Genomic DNA, 20092 nt, shown 5'->3' on the forward strand with positions numbered 1-20092 from the left:
CCTCAGCCCTCTGATTTCTTTTCCAGCTCTTTAACGCGCCGCGCCAAAGTATCCAGCTGGCGGAAGCGTACGGCATTTTTGCGCCATTGTCGGTTGGTATCGGCGCTGGTACCGGAAGAATAAACTCCTGGCTCTCTAATATCTCCTGTGACCAGGGTCATGCCGGTAAGGTGCACCTGGTCTGCAATTTCCAGGTGGCCGGCAACACCGGAAGCACCACCAAATACACAGTGGCTGCCAATCTTTGTACTGCCCGCGATTCCCACCATTGCAGCCATGGCGCAATGGTCTCCAATGCGGACGTTGTGGGCTATCTGGATCAGGTTGTCGAGCTTAACGCCGTTCCCTATAACTGTGTCATCCAGAGCACCACGGTCAATCGTTGTATTCGCGCCGACTTCAACATCATCCCCCAGGATAACCCGGCCAAGTTGGGCAATTCTGTGCCACTGGCCTTTTTCGTTCGCAAAGCCAAACCCGTCAGATCCAATCACCGCGCCACTGAGAATATGACAGCGCTGCCCCACTACCACATCATGGGCTAACGTAACTCTGGACCGGATAATAGAGTTGGCACCAACTTTGGCGCGAGCACCGATTACACTACTCGCACCAATAACTACCTGCTCTCCAATATCCGCCCCCGCCTCAACCACGGCGCCAGGCCCAATGCTGGCACTGGCAGCGACGGTTGCTCCGGGATCAACCACCGCGGCAGGATGAATTCCAGGCGGCGCTACAGGCGCTGGATCAAACCAATGACTAAGACGAGCATAGCCCAGGTAGGGATTATCGAGTAACAGGACATTGGTCGGGCAATCACCTGCAGCTGCAGGTGATACGATGACCGCTGCCGCCAGGGTATCGGCCAGATGCTTGGCGTAGGCGGGGTTCGCCAAGAAGCTGAGCTGATCCGGACCAGCAGCCCGAAGGGTCGCAAGGCCGCCTACTCGCACTTCAGGATCGCCACGAAGCTCTGCTCCCAGGGTTTCTGCTATCTCTCCAAGCCGGTAAGACTTTTCTGTCATCACGCGCTCCACAACACGCTCTCGAGCCCGCAGGCCCTCCGGCAGGAATTAACGATTCAGTTTTTCCAGAAGCTGCGGGGTCAGATTCATATTGGGCTTCACATAGACAACAGCTTCGCTCGGCAGAATCAGATCAAGATCGTTTTCTTCCAGCAGTTCCTTCACCGCCGCATCCACTTCCGGGCGTGCCTCTTCCAGAAACGCCTGCTTACGCTGATTTACAGTCGTATCAAGGCGCTGCTTGAGGAAGTTGAACTCCTTAACCTTCTCCTGGAATTCACCGGCAAGCTTGTTGCGTTCACTCTCATTCATCATCGCCCCGTCTTTTTCCAGACGCTCTTTCAGCTTGCGTGCAGCTTCTTGTGTTTCACGAACCTGCTGCTCATCACCAGCGAAATCCTTTTGCATGGTTTCGCTAAACGCTTTGGCATCGTTTGATGAAAAAAGCGCCTGACGAAGATCTACAACACCAATGCGGGTTTCGGCTGCGGCGGGCAAAGCAATCGCCATGGCTGCTGCAAACATCAATAGGTTTCTGAACATCTTGGGTCTCCTGAGTGTCATTCGTTTTTGTTTCTCATAACTCTTAAGCAGACTATTCGGGAATCAGAATGTCTGGCCAAGCGAGAACTGGAATACCTGAGTATCGTCGCCCTGCTTGTCATTAAGTGGCTTGGCAAGACTGAACGCAAGCGGCCCAACCGCCGTAATCCACTGGAACCCGACACCTGCCGAGAGCCGCAGTTCCTTTAGCTCCGGATCATACCCGCGATCCGGGTCGAACACTTGGCCGGCGTCCAAAAAGAATGCTGTACGCATTGATCGACTGTCACCGGCAAACGGCGTCGGGAAAATCAGCTCGAGGGACCCCTCTGTAAGGAGATTACCACCGAACGGATCCGGGTCAGAGAAATCGTTGGGCGCCGGACGCGCGCGCGGCCCTAAAGAGTTCGCCTGATAACCCCTTACCGAACCATAGCCACCTGCATAGAAATGCTCGTAGAACGGCATGACTGAATCATCACCATACCCATTGCCGTAACCCACTTCTGTTCTTGTGTGCACAACCCAGCGGTTGCTATCCGAAATCGGAAAGTAGAAATCCGTTCTGTGAGTGGCTTTATAGAATGTGAGGTCGCTGCCAGGCACCGCAACATCAAGCGACAATGAATGACTGTAGCCCGAAGTTGGCAGAACACCCCGGTTCAGGGTACTGCGACGCCAGCTGCCGAACAGGAAGTAGTTGTTGAAGGAGTCGCCCTCCTCATCAATAAACTCGGTCACATCCTGGGATGTAAACACACCACCCTTGATCTTGGAGAGCGTATAACCCACCCCGAAGTTCAACCGGGTAATATTATCGGTTGGGTACCCAAAGGTGAGACGACCGCCGTATTCATCCAACAGGTAGGATGTAATATCCTCCTGCTCAAAATCCGTTTCCCTTGCAAACACGCTGTAACCGCGGCTTACGCCATCTACCGTGTAGTAAGGATCCATATAGGAGATGTTCGCACTTTTAACAGAGTCGCTCACGTTTACGCCAAACGATGCGCGCTTGCCCGTACCAAAAAAGTTATTTTCGGATACGTTGGCACCAAGGATAATGCCGGAGTCCTGTGAAAAGCCCACCGATGCGGAAAGGCTGCCCGTTGGTTGCTCTTCCACCGAATAGTTCACATCAACAAGATCGTCTGTTCCTGGCACTGGAACAGTGTCCACGTTAACTGTCTTGAAAAACCCAAGCCGCTCCAGCCGGGTTTTGGAAAATTCGATGCGATCGGAGGAAGCAATTCCACCTTCCATTTGCGTCATTTCCTGGCGCAAAACATCATCGCGAGTGGATACGTTACCGTCGAAATTTATGCGTCGAACATAGGCCCGCTTGCCTGGTTCAACAAAAAAAGTAACCGCAGCAGTGTTATTGGGGCCTGGTTCGGGCACGGCATTTACGTTGGCAAAGGCATAGCCTTCCCTACCCAAACGAAACGCCAGTGTTTCCGAAACAGCGGTCATACGGGCACGGGAAAATACATCACCAGCATCCACCGGGATCAGTTCACGCAGCTCTTCCTCATCAATAATGAGATTGCCGCGGAGTTTTACCTCGGAAATCGTATATTGCGGGCCCTCATCAAGGGCGATGGCTATAAACACCTGCCGCTTGTCTGGCGAGATAGAGACCTGGCTGGATTCCACGTTGAAGTCGAGGTAACCACGGTCGAGATAGAATGAGCGCAGTGTTTCCAGATCACCGCTAAGGCGCTCCCGCGCATATTTGTCTGAGTTGGTTAAAGAGTTCCACCAACTGCTGGTGCGTAGCTCAAACAAGTCACGGAGTTGCTCGTCGCTGAACTCTCGATTGCCTACCAGGTTGATGTGCTGAATGGCGGCAACAGTACCTTCATTGATATCCAGCCGTATAGCGACACGGTTACGAGGCAACACTTCCGCCGTCGCCTTAACACGAGCATTGTAGCGCCCTTGCCCAATGTAGGAGCGCAAAATTTCCAGCTCCAGTCGTTCCAGAGTCGCGCGGCGAAACACCTGCCCCTCTTGAAGTCCGGCGCCTGCCAGTGCATCCATAAGCATGCTGGTTTCGATGTTCTTGTTGCCCTCAACTTCGATCGAGGTGATCGACGGCCGCTCTCGCACAGTCAGGATAAGGGTGCCGGCATCACGGCTCGCCTCTATATCTGTGAACAATCCGGTCCGGAACAGCGATTTGATCGCGCCAGCCAACTCGGCTTGGTCCATTTGCTCGCCGATATTGACAGGAAAAGCAGAAAACACCGTACCTGCAGAAACTCGCTGCAAGCCTTCCACTTCGATGTCTGCAACCGTAAATTCATCTGCAAATGCTGGCTTCATGCCTACTGCGGCAACTGCGAGGCCAACGGCTATGCCTAGAAGAGAACGTCTCATTCAATTATTTCGCCTGGTTAATGCGCGTAAGGAGCCCGCAATTCTCACAACCGCATCAGGTCGTTGTAAAGAGCAAACACCATTAATGTGAGGATCATTGCCATACCAATTCGTAATCCAAGAGCCTGAGCCGCATCCGAAACCGGCTTTTTGCGAATGGCCTCGATGGTGTAATACACAATATGTCCACCATCCAATACCGGAACGGGCAACAAATTCAAGATTCCCAAGCTGACACTCAAATAGGCCAGAAAGCGAATAAAGTCTTCAAATCCGGAGCTGACACTCGCTTCAGCTACGCGGGCAATCGTAATCGGGCCGCTGAGGTTACTGGGTGAAAGCAGCCCTGTAACCATTTTTTTGATAGCGACGAGTGTAAGACGTGTGTCTGCCCAGGCTTCGTTCAACGCAATGGGGATGGCAGCCAGGGGACCGTAGCGAACGTCGCGCATGACACTATCTGGCCAAGACACCGCTTCAACACCGGCGCCTACAAACCCGATTATCTCGCCATTATCCAGCTTTCTTTCTGCCGGGGTAACCTGCACAAAACGCTCAGCACCATTACGCTCAATGGAAAGAGCCAATGCTTGCTCGGGTGCCTTGCGGATAAAATCAACCAACTTGAACCAGTTAGCCACCGGCTCATCATTCACCGCAAGAACGCGATCACCTTCTTGAAGCCCTGCCGCTTGAGCACGACCGCCCTCTGCAATCTGGCCAAGAACAGCAGGCACATCTGGGCGCCAGGGCGTAATCCCAAACTCACCCAGCGGATTCGGGGTTTCATCACTCAGGTTCCAGCCACCTAACTCGCCGCTTAAGGTCCCGTTCGCGCCAGCACTGGACACATCCAGGGTTATCACTCCCTGCTCACCAGCACGCTCAAGAATTCGCATATTTACATCGCGCCAAGAGCTTACACGATGCCCGTCTACGGCATGGATTTCCATGCCCTCACGCAGGCCAGCATTGCTCGCAACACTTTCCTTGGCAACCTCGCCCACAATAGGTGCTACGTGGGTAACACCCACAACACCAAGCAGCCAGTAGGCGAAAATAGCAAACAGGAAATTGGCAACAGGACCTGCCGCGGCTATCGCGATCCGCCGGGAGGGTGGTTTTGAAGTGAAGGCCTGATCTCTCAGCTCTACGGGTACCGGCCCCTCGCGCTCGTCCAGCATTTTAACGTAGCCACCCAGTGGAATCGCAGCTACGGCAAATTCAGTGCCGTGACGGTCATACCACGAAAACAGGGGCTTGCCGAAACCAACGGAGAACCGGAGCACTTTCACGCCGCATCGGCGCGCTACCCAGAAATGCCCATACTCATGCAGGGTAACGAGAATCCCCAGTGTCAGCGCAAGAGCAAATACGGTTTGAATAATCTGCATAGCATTCCTGGTTTAAACGCCAGCCTGGCGAAAATCTCTAAGGTACATCAGACAGCTAACAGGCGGATCTGTTCCTGCGCCCGTTGCCGTGCTTCTGAGTTCTTCGCGAAGATGGTATCAAAACTTTCCGCAGGTACCACCGGTGTTGCCGACAGAGTTCGCTCAATAACAACAGGAATGTCTGTAAAAGCCAGGTTCCCTTTCAGGAACTCACTCACCGCAACCTCGTTTGCAGCATTCAGCACAGCAGGTGCTGTCCCGCCCTGCTTAAAAGCCTCTGCTGCCAACCGAAGGCAGGGAAAGCGCAACAGGTCCGGCTTTTCAAAATGAAACCGCCCTATTGCAAAAAGATTCAATGGCGCCACTCCCGCATCAATACGCTCTGGCCAGGCCAGGCCATTGGCTATAGGTGTACGCATGTCAGGGCTGCCAAGTTGAGCCAGCACTGAGCCGTCCGCATACTCTACCATTGAGTGAATGATGCTCTCCGGGTGTACGTGAACTTCAATGCGGTCTGGCGTGGTGTTAAAAAGCCAGCATGCCTCAATCAACTCGAGCCCCTTGTTCATAAGGGTGGCAGAGTCGACCGAGATTTTCTGCCCCATGGACCAGTTTGGATGGGCGCAGGCCTGCGCGGGGGTCACCGAGCATAAGTCTTGAGCATTAGTCTCCCGGAAAGGGCCTCCAGAAGCTGTCAGGAGAATACGGGTAATGCCAGCGCCTTCCGGGTCGCGCACTTTTTCAGCCGGCAGGCATTGAAAAATTGCATTATGCTCAGAATCTATCGGCAACAATTCTGCACCAGAAGCTGCGACGGCGTCCATGAACAGCTTACCAGACATCACCAACGCTTCTTTGTTGGCCAGCAAGACACGCTTACCGGCGTGCACAGCAGCAAGTGTTGGCGAAAGCCCTGCCGCCCCCACAATGGCCGCCATAACAGTGCAGGCTTCCGGGGCGGAAGCCACCTCGCAAAGCCCGGGCTCACCACTCAGCACAGATATCCCGGGGAGATCTGAAAGTAATTCGGCCAGATTTTGGGCGGCTGCTGTATCTGCCATTACAGCATATTTTGGATGAAATTCACGACATAGCTCAGCAAGTTCTTCTACACGCGTACTGGCGGTAAGCGCATACACTGAAAACCGGCGGGGATGACGGCGGATGACATCCAGAGTGGAAAGCCCGATTGACCCGGTCGCCCCGAGTACCGTAACTGAGCGGTGCACCATACTCACAGTTGCCCGACTGTTAACCAGCCAAGTTGCGTGATAATCAATGCAAACACTGGAACCGCCGCCGTGAGACTGTCAATGCGATCCATAATACCACCGTGCCCGGGCAGCAGGCGGCTGCTGTCCTTAATACCCCTGAAACGTTTGAGCATACTTTCCAGCAGATCCCCAAGCACCGACACAAGACCCGTTATCAGCGTTGCGCCAACCAGCATAAGGGTTTCGGAAAGGCTTGCGGAAGCATAAACACTCGCAGCCACTGCCAACACAGCTACCGCTAACAGACCACCGTATACGCCGGCCCAGGATTTACCCGGGCTGACCCTGGGAGCAAGTTTGGCTTTTCCGAATGCCCGGCCAGAAAAGTATGCACCAATGTCTGCCACCCAAACAACGCAGAACACGTACAGAATCACCAGAAGGTTGTTATCTATAGCACCAAACTGAAAACCAGCTGACCGAAGATGGTTCAAACCTACCCACGCAGGCACCAGAACCAGCATCCCCATTAACGATCGCACAGGTACGCTACCCCACCGATCTGATGCGGCGGGATAACTGCGAACCAGCATGAAGCAGACAACCCACCAAAGGAGTGCAAGCCATAGCACCGGAACAGCAGGCACATCAACAAGACTATAAAGAATGACCGCAATAACGGCCGCATAGGTTATGCGACCTGGCTGTCGCTCAATGCCAGACATATTGCCCCACTCCCAGGCACCCAGGGTGATGAGCACTGCCGTAAACAAAGCAAAGCCCGCAGGCGGCAGGAAAAATATGCCGCCAATCGCGATAGGTGCAAGAATAAGAGCGGTGATGATTCGGGTTTTTAACACAATATAGGTCGCTGTAATTCGTTATTGTTGTGACGACTTGGCCGCGATCTGGTCGTCCGTTTGACCAAATCGGCGCTGACGTCCAGCGTAGGCCTGTAGCGCCTTACACATCTCTTCTTCTTTGAAGTCAGGCCAGAACACTGGCGAAAAATACAGCTCAGTGTATGCCAGATGCCATAGCATGAAGTTACTGATCCGCTGCTCACCCGCTGTTCGGATCATAAGGTCCGGCATTGGAAGGTCTCCAATGTTCAGATGCTGCTGAATTAAATCGTCGGTGATGTCGGAAGGCTCAAGCTCGCCACTTTTAACCATTTCGGCAACCTGCTGGGTTGCCTGGGCAATATCCCAGTGCCCACCGTAGTTTGCTGCGATCACGAGGGTCATTCTGGTGTTATTGCGAGTGAGTTCCTCCGCCTTGGCCATGTGCTCCTGCAGTTTTTCATTAAACGCAGAGCGATCACCAATAATGCGGAGACGGATATCATTTCGGTGCAGTTTTCTGACTTCCCGCTCCAGGGCAAAAAGGAACAGCCTCATCAGAGCCGAAACTTCATCCTTTGGACGACGCCAGTTTTCACTCGAGAAGGCAAACAGCGTGAGCACCTCCACACCCTCTCGGGCACAGGTTTCAACAACAGCCCTCACAGCATCAACACCCGCTTTGTGCCCCGCCACTCCTTTTAGCCGGCGTGCTTTTGCCCACCGATTGTTACCATCCATGATAATGGCCACATGCCGGGGCCGACTATCAGCCGACACCGGAATTTCTGCGGATATTGTTCCCGTCATGAAATCCCCTGTACGGCCTGCAGAACACCCCTGCCGGCCGTTTGTTTCGCTTTGAGTAAACTGAGGCGGTTATACCTCCATCAGATCCTCTTCTTTCGCTTTGAGCAACTTCTCGATTTCAGCGATATAGCGGTCTGTCAGCTTCTGGATTTCGTCCTCAGCTCTGCGCTCATCATCTTCAGAGATTTCTTTTTCTTTCAGCAGGTCTTTCGTCATGCTGTTGGCATCGCGACGCGCGTTCCGGATAGAAACCCTGGCGTTTTCCGCATCAGCTTTCGCCTGTTTAACCAATTCCTTACGGGTTTCCTGGGTCAGCATCGGCATGGGGATGCGGATCAGGTCGCCACTGGTAGCCGGGTTAAGCCCGAGATCGGAGGCCATAATGGCTTTTTCTATCACTGGTACCAGGTTCTTTTCCCAAGGCGACACGGCCAGGGTGCGATTGTCTTCGACGTTTACGCTCGCAACCTGCTTAAGCGGCGTCTCCTGACCGTAGTAGTTAACCATCACACTGTCCAGAATAGCCGGGTGTGCACGGCCTGTACGAATCTTGTTGAAGGCCGAGCCCAGAGCCTCAAGACTCCTTTTCATTTTCTTTTCGGCTTCACTTTTAATATCGTTAATCACGTAGTAATCCTCAATTTGTTCGTCGGGCTATAGTAATGAGTAATGCCCGTTATTCAATCAATGTACCTTCTTTTTCACCGGTCACGATGCGCGTTAAAGCGCCTGCACGGCTCATATCAAACACCCGCAGCGGCATGCGGTGATCCCGCGCCAGAAGAATGGCTGTCAGGTCCATCACGCCCAGCTTTTTGTCCAACACCTCATCATAGGTGAGCATGTCATACTTCTCGGCGCTCGGATCGAGGTGCGGATCTGCAGAATACACCCCGTCAACTTTGGTTGCCTTCAGTACGGCGTCCGCTTCAATTTCGATACCTCTCAGGCAAGCTGCTGAATCGGTGGTAAAAAACGGGTTGCCCGTGCCCGCACAGAATATAACCACATCACCGTCTTTCAGATCGCGCACTGCGCGGCGGCGATCATAATGCTCAACAATACCACTCATGGGGATGGCAGACATTACACGGGTGCGGATGTTCGAGCGCTCAAGAGCGTCGCGCATCGCTAAACCATTCATTACGGTTGCAAGCATACCCATGTGATCGCCGGTAACCCTGTCCATACCAGCTTCGCTGAGCGCTGCGCCACGAAACAGATTTCCTCCGCCAATCACAAGGCCAACCTGCACGCCGATACCAATCAGAGCGCCAATTTCAAGCGCCATACGGTCGAGAACTTTAGGATCAATACCGAATTCGTGCTCCCCCATAAGGGCCTCACCACTGAGTTTGAGCAGAACGCGATTATATCTTGGCTGATTCTTCGGTGGTGTCGACATATTGATCCCCATTTTGTCTGTTGACTGCTACCCGGCACGAGAAGCACTGCAGGCTTGTATCTGACATACCCCTTAAAAAAAGGGGCATCTCAGATACAAGCCCGCCACGAGAGCCGGAAAACTCCGGCCAACGTGGCAGACTCGAATGGCACTAAAACTGAAGATTAAAGTGCCGAAAAAGAGATCAGGCGTTGCCTGTGCCGGCTGCTGCTGCAACCTCAGCGGCAAAGTCCACTTCCTCTTTCTCAATGCCTTCGCCTACTTCCAGGCGAACGAAACCAACGAGCTCACCGCCAGCCGCTTTGATAAGCTGACCAACAGTCTGCTCCGGGTTCTTTACGAAAGGCTGCTCAACAAGGCTGTTCTCCTTGAGGAACTTCTGGATCCGCCCGCCCATCATCTTCTCGACGATTTCTGCTGGCTTGCCTTCCATGTCCGGCTGAGCCTTGATGACATCTTTCTCTTTTTCCAGCTCTTCAGCAGGCATGTCTTCAGGCTTGGCTACACGCGGGTTAACGGCGGCAGCGTGCATCGCGATATCACGAGCAAGCTCAGAGTCACCAGCCGTCAGCGCAACAACAGAAGCGATCTTGTTGTTGCTGTGAACGTAGCCACCCACAACCGGGCCTTCCACTGAAACCAGACGACGAACGGTGATGTTTTCACCAATCTTCTGAACCAAAGCTTCGCGCTTGGCTTCCAGCTCACCTTCCATCAGCTTGGCAACGTCAGTTTCGCCTTTTTCAAAGGCAACATTCAGCACGTCGTTAGCAAAATCCAGAAGATTATCGTCGCGGGCAACAAAGTCTGTTTCAGAGTTCACTTCCAGAATGTAGGCAACGGTGTTGTCGTCGGAGATCTTGATCAACGAAACACCTTCAGCGGCTGTACGGCCAGCTTTTTTGGCAGCCTTCAGGCCGGAAGACTTACGCAACTCTTCAATTGCAGCATCTACACTTCCGCCAGCTTCAACCAGTGCTTTTTTGCACTCCATCATGCCAAGGCCAGTGCGATCGCGCAGCTCTTTGACCATTGCAGCGGTAATTGCAGCCATGTTCAGTCCTCTTAACTTTTCCGAATTCGGTGGGAGGCACACCCGAAATTCCTCTCGGGCATGCCTTATATCTCAGTAGTGACGCAGATGCATCACTCAGCAGCCGGAGCGGCTCCTGCAGACTCTTCGGCAACTTCAACAAACTCATCAGCGCCGCCAGCCTGTGCTGCCTCAAGGCAGGTATCTGCAACCGCTTTCACGTAGATCTGAATCGCGCGAATAGCGTCATCATTGCCCGGGATAACATAATCAACGCCATCCGGGTTGCTGTTGGTATCAACAACACCAATAACGGGGATGCCCAGCTTGTTGGCTTCTTTAATGGCAATGCGCTCGTGATCAACGTCAATCACGAACAGAGCATCAGGTAGGCCGCCCATGTCTTTGATACCACCAATAGAACGCTCGAGCTTATCCATTTCACGGGTACGCTCAAGAGCTTCTTTTTTGGTCAGCTTGTCAAACGTACCGTCTTTGCTCTGGGCCTCCAGATCACGGTAGCGACGAATTGACTGACGGATGGTTTTGTAGTTTGTCAACATACCACCGAGCCAGCGGTGATTAACAAAAGGCTGGCTAGAACGCTCAGCTTCTTCCTTGATGACCTTGGCGGCGGCGCGCTTAGTGCCGACGAACAGGATCTTGTTTTTGCTCTCTGCCAGTTGCTGAACGAAGTTAAGCGCTTCGTTCATGGCAGGAACAGTCTGCTCAAGGTTGATGATATGAATCTTGTTACGGGCGCCGAAGATGTACTTCGACATTTTCGGGTTCCAGTAGCGAGTCTGGTGTCCGAAGTGAGCACCTGCTTTGAGCAGGTCACGCATATTTACCTGAGCCATGATATTACCTTAGTTTAGCTTCGGGTTAGTCCTCCACGCGTCCAATTACCCCAACCAGACTCCTTATATACACTTCAAGGAAGGAGCAGGCACCCTGGGGCAACGTGCTGACACGTGTGCGAATTTGCCGGATTAGTTTCCAGCCGGCGCGTTTATACCATAAAACGATAGCCTCGCGCCATTATTTTTGAGCCAGTGCTTCCTTGTACCCTGAGCGCCGGACACTTAAAATGCTCGTTTGACTCACTATCAATGGGAAGCCCAATGCAAGTATCGATCAAGACCCCGGAAGAAATTGAAAAGATGCGTGTGGCAGGCCGCCTGGCAGCTGAAGTTCTTGAAATGATCGGGGAACACGTCAAGCCTGGCGTCTCCACTGAAGAGCTCAACCAGATTTGCCACGACTATATTGTCAACGAGCAACAAGCAATTCCTGCCCCGCTGAACTACAAAGGCTTTCCCAAATCCGTATGCATTTCAGTGAACCACGTCATTTGCCACGGAATACCTTCAGAGAAAAAAATTCTGAAGGACGGCGACATCGTTAATATCGACGTTACCGTTATAAAAGATGAGTACCACGGCGATACCAGCAAAATGTGGATCGTCGGAAAGCCAAAACCAGGCACAGAGCGCCTGATCAGAATTACCCAGGAATGCTTGTATAAGGGCATTGAACTGGTCAAGCCTGGTGCTCGCCTGGGCGATATTGGCCACGTAATTCAGGAACACGCAGAAAAACATCGCTATTCAGTAGTACGTGACTATTGCGGGCACGGCATCGGAAAAGTATTCCATGAAGAGCCCCAGGTTATGCACTACGGCAAGCCCGGTACCGGCATGGCACTGCAAGAAGGAATGACCTTCACCATCGAGCCCATGATCAACCAGGGCAAGTACCACACCAGGCTGCTACCAGACCAGTGGACTGTGGTCACCAAAGACCACAAGCTTTCAGCCCAATGGGAACACACCATTCTGGTAACAGCTGACGGCTACGAAGTGCTGACCAAACGATCGGAGGAGTCGTTCTAAGTGGCGAGCCAGAAACTGGAAGCCAGAATCAGCGAGGAACCCTCCCCTGTTATGGCGGCCAGGGAACTGCTGAAACAACGCTATCAGGCTGATGCCGAAGCCTTCAGGCAGGGTGCCGACGTGCGCACCCTGGTTCGCTCTCGAGCCGACACGATTGATACCGTATTGAGGCTTATCTGGAATCGCTACCCCTTCTCCAAATCGCCCGACATTGCACTTATCGCCGTTGGCGGCTACGGCCGTGGTGAACTGCACCCCCATTCGGATATTGACCTGCTGATTCTCACCCGCGACGGCATCGATCCGGGCTGGCAGGATGATCTTGGCGCCTTTGTCACACTGCTTTGGGACCTGAAGCTCGATATCGGGCACAGCGTTCGCAGCATTGAAGAAAGTAAAAGTGCAGCGCGGGGCGATGTAGCCACACTGACAAATCTTCTTGAAACCCGCACCATTGCGGGCCCAGATGAGTTGCGCAAAGAGCTTAGCGAACAGGCCTACTCCGACAACATCATTACCGATCGCGATTACTTTATCGCCAAACGCAAAGAACAGCTGCGACGCCACAAAAAATACAGTGACACCGAGTACAACCTCGAACCCAACGTAAAGAGTTCTCCGGGCGCCCTCCGGGACATACAAACTATTGGCTGGATCACTAAACGACATTTTGGACTGCAGAGCATTGCCGACCTGACTCGTTTCAGCATTCTCACAGACGAAGAGCACCAGGTTCTGATTGAAGGCGAAACTCTGTTGTGGCGATTACGCTACGGGCTCCAATTGATTGCAGACCGGAACGAAAACCGGCTTTTGTTTGACCACCAACGCGCGCTGGCACAAATGCTGGGCTATAAGGACGAGGGCAAGCGGCTGGATGTCGAACTGATGATGCAGTCCTACTACCGCGCTGTGTTGGCACTGGCAGAGCTCGCTGACGTTATTCTTCAGTTTTATGATGAGGCCATACTCGGCACTGGTACAGAAGACAACATTCAGCCCATCAACAATCGCTTCCAGATCCGCAACAATTATATAGAAGCCGTAAACAATCAGGTTTTTGCCTACTCGCCCTACGCAATTATGGAAATCTTTGTGCTGATGGCTCAACACCCTGAAATAAAGGGTATCCGGGCTACAACCATCCGCTCATTACGAGCGCACAGACACCTGATTGACGACGCTTTCCGGTCTGACCTGGCCGTTACCTCCCTGTTCATGGAACTGCTACGAGCACCTCACGCGCTGGATGAAACCCTTTCCGCCATGAAGAAGTACAACGTGCTGGGGCGTTACTTACCGGAATTTGGCCAGATTATCGGCCAGATGCAGCACGATCTTTTCCATATTTACACCGTTGACGCCCATACCATGCGGGTTGTCCGCAACATGGTCCGTTTGAGCGGCCCTGACGCCCGAGACGATTATCCCTTGGCCGCCCGACTGATTCACGGGCTGCCCAAAAGAGAGCTACTTTATATAGCCGGCCTCTATCACGACATTGCCAAAGGCCGTGGCGGAGACCATTCGGAGCTTGGGGCAGTGGATGCCGAAGCTTTCTGCCAGCGCCACCACTTGGGCGAACGCGATACCCGGCTGGTCTCCTGGCTGGTGGAAAACCACCTGTTAATGTCCATGACAGCCCAACGCAAAGACATTTCAGATCCGGATATAATCCGCTCCTTTGCCCGGGCAGTGCCCAGCCAGGCGCATCTGGATTATCTGTACATTCTCACTGTGTGCGATATCAGCGCAACCAACCCAAAACTCTGGAACACTTGGCGAGCATCTCTGCTGCGCCAGTTGTACTTGGAAGCGAAACGCGCCCTGAGGCGCGGCACAGAGATACCAGTCGATCGGCAAGAGTGGGTGCGTGCAACCCAGTCTGAGGCAAGAGATATTCTGCGCACACAGAACATCAGCGATGAACAGATAGATGCTATCTGGGATACTGTCGATGAAGATTACTTTTTACAGGATTCAACAGTTGACATAGCCTGGCAAACCGCAGCCATCATCAACCATGGTGACACGCCTGGCCCACTGGTGCTTATACGGGACACCCACGGTGGCCCTACTGACGGCTTTTCCCAGATCATCATTTACATGAACGACAGAGCCACCCTGTTTGCGGCAACAACGGCCGTTCTGGAGCAGCTCAACCTCAATATTGTAGATGCTCGTATCAGTTCAAATGATGGCCCCTACACAATCAGCTCCTATGTAGTGTTGGATGAAAAAGGCCAGCCTCTGGGTATAGACCCGGCCAGGAAAGAACGGGTACGCAAGCGCCTGATCGAAGAGCTGGACAACCCCGAAGACTACCCTGACATTATTCACCGCAGAACACCCCGGCAGCTCCGGCATTTCGCCTTCCCTACTGAGGTACTGTTCTCCAACGACACCATTAATGAGCGCACGGTGATTGAAGTAGTTACACCTGACCGCCCAGGCCTTCTGGCTCGTATTGGACAGGTACTGCTGGATCACCGCATCCGCCTGAGTAATGCGAAAATCGCCACTCTGGGCGAGCGGGTAGAAGACGTTTTCTTCGTAACCGACGAGCACGGCGAGCCAATCAGCGACCCTTCCGTATGCCGCGCCCTGCAGCAAGACCTGTGCAAAATGCTGGATGAAATTCAATGAATCCAAATTTGAACAAGCTTCACCCCTACCCCTTCGAAAAGTTGGCAAAACTCAAAGCGGGCATATCGGTACCTGAACACCTGCGGGCTATATCTCTTGGCATTGGTGAGCCCAAGCACCCGGCTCCTGATTTTGTGAAAAATGTGATTGCCGACAATCTGGATCGCCTGGCCAACTACCCAACCACCCGTGGCCTCGACGAGTTGAGAGAGGCCATAGACCAATGGGCCACCAGGCGATTTCAACTGAAAGCCGGCTCACTGAACCCTGAAAAGAACATCGTGCCGGTAAATGGAACCCGGGAGGCTATTTTCTCTCTGGTGCAGGCGGTGGTGGATTCCAGCAAACAAGCAACCGTTGTAAGTCCCAACCCCTTCTATCAGGTTTACGAGGGCGCAGCGTTTCTCGCAGGGGCCACGCCAGTTTATTTGCCCTGCGATGGTTCCAATGGCTTTATTCCGGATTTCGACGCTGTGCCAGAGTCTGTATGGCGGGATTGCCAGGTTCTGTTCTTGTGTTCGCCCGGTAACCCCAGCGGCGCGGTTATACCTCGAGATACACTGGCAAAAGTCATTGAACTGGCAGACAAACACGATTTCATCGTCGCGTCAGACGAATGCTATTCCGAACTTTATCCCGACGAAGACAACCCACCCGAAGGCTTGCTGCAGACCTGTGCAGCGATTGGCAGACACGACTTCGCGCGCTGTGTTGTTTTCCACAGCCTGTCGAAACGCAGCAACCTGCCAGGCCTTAGATCCGGCTTTGTTGCCGGCGATGCAAACATTCTGAAAGGCTACCTGAGCTATCGCACCTATCATGGCTGTGCCATGCCGGTTCATAACCAACTCGCCAGCATTGCTGCATGGCAGGATGAAGACCACGTGCGGGAAAACCGGGCGGCTTATCGCGCAAAATTTGAAGCTGTCGTGCCCATCCTGCGCGAAGTGATGGACGTCGACTTTCCCGATGCCGGGTTTTATCTGTGGCCGGTCACCCCCATGGATGATGAAACCTTTGCAAAAGAGCTATCGGCTCAGCAAAACGTTCATGTTCTGCCTGGTCGTTACCTGTCCCGCACAGTGGATGGCTATAACCCTGGAGAGAACAGGGTTCGCATGGCATTGGTTGCACCGTTGGAAGAATGTGTGGAAGCGGCAAAACGCATTGTTGAATTTGTAAAGGCTAACTGATTTATGAAACTCTATGGCATCCGCAACTGCGACACCGTCAAAAAAGCCCGCAAATGGCTTGACGAGCAAGGCATTTCTTACGAATTTCACGACTTCAAGAAAGAGGGTCTCAGCGAAGCCAAGCTGACCGAGTGGGAGCAGGCTGTGGGCTGGGAAACCCTGCTCAACCGCCGTGGCACCACCTGGCGCAAACTCAGCGAAGAGGTTCGTGATACTATTAGCGCCCTTTCTGCCCACGACATCATGCTGGAAAATACCTCCATCATTAAACGACCCGTGGTCGAACATAACGACACAGTCTATGTCGGCTTTAACGCCGACGACTGGGCAACAACCATCAAGTAACAACTATCAAATAGACAGGAGCAATCACTGCATGAGTTTTGCATTCGGTATAGGTATCGGCAGCCAAAACAACCAGGGCGAATGGCTGGAAGTTTTTTACCAGCAACCGATTATCACACCGGAAACAGAGCTGATAGATGCAGTAGAAACTGCTCTGGACTATAAAGGCGGCAATCAGGCCATCCAAACAACTGCTGAGCAGCTAACCCGACTTGCCACTGCCTTGCGCCAGATTGGTGCCACAGAGCAGGCATCACTGGCAGAGAAAGCTGCCGGCAGCAAGCGCCCAGTGGTCGTAACCGTACTGGAAACAGACGGTACTGCCTCCAGCACGCCTGAGGTTTATCTCAAGCTTCACCTGATTTCCCATCGGCAGGTTAAGCCCCACGGTCTCAAGCTTGACGGCATTTTCGGCCTGTTGCCGAATCTTGCCTGGACCAACGAAGGCGCCATTGACTTGAATGAACTACCGGATCGCCAGCTTAAAGCTCGTCTTGAAGGCCGGACTCTGGAAGTGAAGTCCGTAGACAAATTCCCTCAGATGACGGACTACGTGGTGCCCAGCGGCGTTCGCATTGCAGACACTGCAAGAGTGCGCCTTGGGGCCTACGTGGGCGAAGGCACAACGGTTATGCACGAAGGCTTTATCAACTTCAATGCCGGCACAGAAGGCACCAGCATGGTTGAGGGCCGTATTTCTGCGGGCGTTATGGTTGGTAAAGGTTCCGACCTGGGCGGCGGTTGCTCCACCATGGGCACTCTTTCAGGCGGCGGAAACATGATTATTTCCGTTGGCGAAAACTGCCTGATCGGCGCTAATGCAGGTATCGGCATTCCTCTGGGTGACCGCTGCACGGTTGAATCTGGTCTGTATGTTACAGCCGGCGCCAAGGTTGCCTTACTCGACGGCAACAACGAGCTAGTGGACGTTATAAAAGCCCGCGACCTGGCCGACAAGCCAGACTTGCTCTTCCGCCGTAACAGCCAATCCGGCGCAGTGGAATGCAAAACCAACCAATCCGCCATCGAGCTAAATGAAGAACTGCATGCAAACAACTAATTCTCCAACGCTCGATCTGGCCATCGACCTGATCGGCCGCCCATCCGTATCACCAGAAGATGCTGGCTGTCAGGAACTGATGATGTCTCGCCTGGCACCTCTGGGGTTTATCGGTGAGCACATGCGCTTTGGCGACACCGATAACCTCTGGGCGCGCAAAGGCACCGAAGGTCCGGTACTGGCCTTTGCTGGCCATACTGATGTGGTGCCCACTGGCCCAGAGAAAAACTGGACTCATCCCCCGTTTGATGCGGTTATAAAAGACGGCTACCTCCTTGGCCGTGGCGCGGCAGATATGAAAGGCAGCCTTGCGGCATTTGTTACTGCCTGCGAGCGATTTGTAAGGGCCCACCCAGACCATCGTGGTTCCATTGCTTTATTGATCACGAGTGATGAGGAAGGCCCAGCCCAGAATGGCACCGTGAAGGTGATCGAAGCACTGGAAGCCCGTTCAGAAAAAATGGACTGGTGCCTGATTGGAGAGCCTTCAAGCACGAAAGAAGTAGGCGATGTAATCAAGAACGGGCGGCGCGGCTCCTTGCACGGCTACCTCACCGTGCATGGCACCCAAGGCCATGTAGCCTATCCGCACCTTGCAGAAAACGCTATCCATGCCGTTTCGCCCGCTCTGCACACCCTGGCTAACGAGTTCTGGGATAATGGCAATGATTACTTTCCGCCCACCACCTTCCAGATTACCAAAGTGGAAGCCGGCACCGGCAGTAACATCATTCCCGGTGAGTGCGTAGTGCACTTCAACTTCCGCTACTGCACAGAAAACACAGCGGAAAGCCTTGAGGAGCGGGTTGTCGCTACGCTAAATCGGCACAAACTGAAATATGACTTGCAATGGCACCTCAGCGGCCGACCTTTTCTTACCGATAAAGGCGCACTGGTGTCTGCCACTCAAAATGCCATACGCAGAGTGACCGGCCGTGAAACTGAGCTGTCTACAACAGGGGGCACATCGGACGGCCGCTTTATTGCCCCCACCGGTGCACAAGTTGTAGAGCTAGGCCCGATCAACGCAACCATTCACAAAGTAAACGAGTGCGTGAAAGCTGACGATCTGGACACCCTCTCACAAATCTATGAGCAAATTCTGGTGGAACTACTCGCCTGAACCTCAGGTTCGAAATAAGCTAAAACCAAAAGGCCAGAGCACATGCTCTGGCCTTTTGGTTTTTGTATGTTCGTATTTCGAGGATCAATAATGCGGAGGCGGCGCCTCTTCCTCTTCCCGCTTGATGTTGGATGAAGAAACATCCTTTAACTGGCTGTGGAGTAACCGCTTGGCATTCCAAAGTTCACGAATATCCATCTCCTGCTTTGCTACCTGCTCGCTCAGGGTATTAATAATGTCGTCCTGAAAGGCAAGCCGCGTTTCAAGCTCGTCCAGTCTGGTTTGCAGGTCTTTGTCGCTCATCGGGTATTAAAGCTCCGTCAGATGAATGATTCATTTAGGTGGTTAAACAGGTTGGCCAAGGTGCTTTCGATAACTTTCCATCGCATTCAATACACCAGCTGCTTGGTACGCAATGGGCATAATCTGCTATCATGCCGCTTTTGCCCGCCCGAGCTCCGGTTTTCCAGGAAGTCAGGCGGTATCCACTGGCCGGATGAGTAATTTTACCCGATATCCGGTTTTTTATCGTCAGCGTTAATGAATAATGGAGATTTTTCAGTCAATGCGTAATCCAGCCAAAGCGATTCTTGTTGCTATTTTGATCGCTATTCCCGCCCCATTTATCCTAGGCTTTCTGCTGGTTTCTTTTACCCCGGAGCTGTTTCAAATTCTGTCGCAGTCCCAGAGCAATGAACTGGCAACAAACACGCCATTCGTTCTCGGCAGTGCCCAGGGTATCGCAGCCTACGTTATCAGCTTAATTGTATTTGGCATTGTCGGTTTTCTGGCAGTTGCCATTGCAGCCAAGCAGCCCGCCCGCAGCACGTCTCAGCGAGCCAGCTCTCCATCACGCAGCCAAGGCTCTAGCCAAAGCTATGCCGGTGATGATGCCGACTACGATGATGACAGCCCGGAAGGCGATGAAGAAGGCACTGTAAAGTGGTTCAACGTTAAGAAAGGGTTCGGCTTTATCGTCCGCGACAGCGGCGACGAAGTATTTGTTCACTTCCGTGCTATTCGTGGAAGTGGCCGCCGGGTTCTTCGCCAAGGCCAATTGGTTCGTTTCAGCGTTGTTGACGCTGACAAAGGCCTGCAAGCAGATAATGTTTCTATCCTGAGCGACTGAAACCTTAGCTGATACAAAAAAGGCAGCCCATTTTTAGTCAGGGGCTGCCT

Annotated in this window: 19 protein-coding genes; 7 read left to right on the plus strand and 12 right to left on the minus strand. The window is 53.0% G+C overall.

The features are described 5' to 3' along the window. Positions 1-2: 2 nt before the first annotated feature. The 11 genes from lpxD to rpsB all read right to left on the minus strand — a co-directional run bounded on the left by lpxD (position 3) and on the right by rpsB (position 11511). On the minus strand, positions 3-1028 hold the full coding sequence (gene lpxD, locus CDH47_RS15825; protein ID WP_100641069.1) for a UDP-3-O-(3-hydroxymyristoyl)glucosamine N-acyltransferase: 1026 nt from the start codon (positions 1026-1028) through the stop codon (positions 3-5). A 48-nt stretch (positions 1029-1076) separates the two neighbouring features. Beyond that, complete coding sequence (locus tag CDH47_RS15830; protein ID WP_100641071.1) at positions 1077-1571, minus strand: OmpH family outer membrane protein; 495 nt, start codon at positions 1569-1571, stop codon at positions 1077-1079. A 63-nt stretch (positions 1572-1634) separates the two neighbouring features. Then, positions 1635-3953, minus strand: a complete 2319-nt coding sequence (bamA, locus tag CDH47_RS15835) for an outer membrane protein assembly factor BamA (protein WP_100641073.1) — start codon at positions 3951-3953, stop codon at positions 1635-1637. A gap of 44 nt (positions 3954-3997) precedes the next feature. After that, positions 3998-5347, minus strand: coding sequence for an RIP metalloprotease RseP (rseP, locus tag CDH47_RS15840; protein WP_100641075.1), 1350 nt, complete (start codon positions 5345-5347; stop codon positions 3998-4000). Between the two features lie 47 nt (positions 5348-5394). After that, positions 5395-6579 carry a 1-deoxy-D-xylulose-5-phosphate reductoisomerase gene (gene ispC, locus CDH47_RS15845; protein WP_100641077.1) on the minus strand — a complete coding sequence of 395 codons (1185 nt, stop codon included), beginning with the start codon at positions 6577-6579 and terminating at the stop codon, positions 5395-5397. Between the two features lie 2 nt (positions 6580-6581). Next, a complete protein-coding gene (locus CDH47_RS15850; protein WP_100641079.1) occupies positions 6582-7421 on the minus strand; it encodes a phosphatidate cytidylyltransferase in 840 nt (279 codons plus the stop codon). A 21-nt stretch (positions 7422-7442) separates the two neighbouring features. Continuing rightward, positions 7443-8213 (minus strand): polyprenyl diphosphate synthase, encoded by a 771-nt coding sequence (uppS, locus tag CDH47_RS15855; protein ID WP_100641081.1) that lies wholly within the window; start codon positions 8211-8213, stop codon positions 7443-7445. Between the two features lie 69 nt (positions 8214-8282). After that, complete coding sequence (gene frr / locus CDH47_RS15860; RefSeq protein WP_100641083.1) at positions 8283-8840, minus strand: ribosome recycling factor; 558 nt, start codon at positions 8838-8840, stop codon at positions 8283-8285. A 49-nt stretch (positions 8841-8889) separates the two neighbouring features. Then, positions 8890-9618, minus strand: a complete 729-nt coding sequence (pyrH, locus tag CDH47_RS15865) for a UMP kinase (RefSeq protein WP_100641085.1) — start codon at positions 9616-9618, stop codon at positions 8890-8892. Between the two features lie 184 nt (positions 9619-9802). Next, on the minus strand, positions 9803-10672 hold the full coding sequence (tsf, locus tag CDH47_RS15870; protein WP_100641087.1) for a translation elongation factor Ts: 870 nt from the start codon (positions 10670-10672) through the stop codon (positions 9803-9805). Positions 10673-10764: 92 nt separating this feature from the next. Then, entirely contained in the window at positions 10765-11511 is a 747-nt protein-coding gene (rpsB, locus tag CDH47_RS15875) for a 30S ribosomal protein S2 (protein WP_100641089.1), read from the minus strand. A gap of 264 nt (positions 11512-11775) precedes the next feature. On the opposite strand from rpsB, the gene map reads away from it, so the two are divergent. Genes map through dapE form a run of 6 tightly spaced genes read left to right on the plus strand, consistent with a single transcriptional unit; the run spans position 11776 to position 18913 of the window. After that, positions 11776-12546, plus strand: a complete 771-nt coding sequence (gene map, locus CDH47_RS15880; protein WP_100641091.1) for a type I methionyl aminopeptidase — start codon at positions 11776-11778, stop codon at positions 12544-12546. Next, the gene (locus CDH47_RS15885; protein WP_100641093.1) at positions 12547-15192 is read left to right on the plus strand and encodes a [protein-PII] uridylyltransferase; all 2646 of its coding nucleotides are present in this window, start codon (positions 12547-12549) and stop codon (positions 15190-15192) included. Further along, the gene (gene dapC / locus CDH47_RS15890) at positions 15189-16385 is read left to right on the plus strand and encodes a succinyldiaminopimelate transaminase (RefSeq protein ID WP_100641095.1); all 1197 of its coding nucleotides are present in this window, start codon (positions 15189-15191) and stop codon (positions 16383-16385) included. The genes CDH47_RS15885 and dapC overlap by 4 nt, the downstream gene beginning before the upstream one ends. Before the next feature lie 3 nt (positions 16386-16388). Then, on the plus strand, positions 16389-16730 hold the full coding sequence (locus CDH47_RS15895) for an ArsC family reductase (protein ID WP_100641097.1): 342 nt from the start codon (positions 16389-16391) through the stop codon (positions 16728-16730). 31 nt (positions 16731-16761) lie between these two features. Then, positions 16762-17790: a 2,3,4,5-tetrahydropyridine-2,6-dicarboxylate N-succinyltransferase gene (gene dapD, locus CDH47_RS15900; RefSeq protein WP_100641099.1), complete on the plus strand. Its 1029-nt coding sequence runs from the start codon at positions 16762-16764 to the stop codon at positions 17788-17790. After that, positions 17777-18913: a succinyl-diaminopimelate desuccinylase gene (gene dapE, locus CDH47_RS15905; RefSeq protein WP_100641101.1), complete on the plus strand. Its 1137-nt coding sequence runs from the start codon at positions 17777-17779 to the stop codon at positions 18911-18913. Before dapD ends, dapE begins: the two co-directional genes overlap by 14 nt. An 84-nt stretch (positions 18914-18997) precedes the next feature. On the opposite strand, the gene CDH47_RS15910 is transcribed toward dapE, so the two are convergent. Then, positions 18998-19216, minus strand: coding sequence for a SlyX family protein (locus tag CDH47_RS15910; RefSeq protein WP_100641103.1), 219 nt, complete (start codon positions 19214-19216; stop codon positions 18998-19000). A 262-nt stretch (positions 19217-19478) separates the two neighbouring features. Here CDH47_RS15910 and CDH47_RS17800 point away from each other — a divergent pair, with 262 nt between their 5' ends. Further along, positions 19479-20042 (plus strand): cold-shock protein, encoded by a 564-nt coding sequence (locus CDH47_RS17800; RefSeq protein ID WP_100641105.1) that lies wholly within the window; start codon positions 19479-19481, stop codon positions 20040-20042. The last annotated feature ends 50 nt before the right edge of the window (positions 20043-20092 follow it).

The organism is Marinobacter salexigens (genome assembly GCF_002806945.1).
Lineage (GTDB): Bacteria > Pseudomonadota > Gammaproteobacteria > Pseudomonadales > Oleiphilaceae > Marinobacter > Marinobacter salexigens.

Coding starts and splice junctions, on each gene's coding strand:
- lpxD (WP_100641069.1), bottom strand. CDS start 1,028: ATGACAGAAAAGTCTTACCGGCTTGGAGAGATAGCAGAAACCCTGGGA.
- CDH47_RS15830 (WP_100641071.1), bottom strand. CDS start 1,571: ATGTTCAGAAACCTATTGATGTTTGCAGCAGCCATGGCGATTGCTTTG.
- bamA (WP_100641073.1), bottom strand. CDS start 3,953: ATGAGACGTTCTCTTCTAGGCATAGCCGTTGGCCTCGCAGTTGCCGCA.
- rseP (WP_100641075.1), bottom strand. CDS start 5,347: ATGCAGATTATTCAAACCGTATTTGCTCTTGCGCTGACACTGGGGATT.
- ispC (WP_100641077.1), bottom strand. CDS start 6,579: ATGGTGCACCGCTCAGTTACGGTACTCGGGGCGACCGGGTCAATCGGG.
- uppS (WP_100641081.1), bottom strand. CDS start 8,213: ATGACGGGAACAATATCCGCAGAAATTCCGGTGTCGGCTGATAGTCGG.
- pyrH (WP_100641085.1), bottom strand. CDS start 9,618: ATGTCGACACCACCGAAGAATCAGCCAAGATATAATCGCGTTCTGCTC.
- tsf (WP_100641087.1), bottom strand. CDS start 10,672: ATGGCTGCAATTACCGCTGCAATGGTCAAAGAGCTGCGCGATCGCACT.
- rpsB (WP_100641089.1), bottom strand. CDS start 11,511: ATGGCTCAGGTAAATATGCGTGACCTGCTCAAAGCAGGTGCTCACTTC.
- map (WP_100641091.1), top strand. CDS start 11,776: ATGCAAGTATCGATCAAGACCCCGGAAGAAATTGAAAAGATGCGTGTG.
- dapC (WP_100641095.1), top strand. CDS start 15,189: ATGAATCCAAATTTGAACAAGCTTCACCCCTACCCCTTCGAAAAGTTG.
- CDH47_RS15895 (WP_100641097.1), top strand. CDS start 16,389: ATGAAACTCTATGGCATCCGCAACTGCGACACCGTCAAAAAAGCCCGC.
- dapD (WP_100641099.1), top strand. CDS start 16,762: ATGAGTTTTGCATTCGGTATAGGTATCGGCAGCCAAAACAACCAGGGC.
- dapE (WP_100641101.1), top strand. CDS start 17,777: ATGCAAACAACTAATTCTCCAACGCTCGATCTGGCCATCGACCTGATC.
- CDH47_RS15910 (WP_100641103.1), bottom strand. CDS start 19,216: ATGAGCGACAAAGACCTGCAAACCAGACTGGACGAGCTTGAAACGCGG.
- CDH47_RS17800 (WP_100641105.1), top strand. CDS start 19,479: ATGCGTAATCCAGCCAAAGCGATTCTTGTTGCTATTTTGATCGCTATT.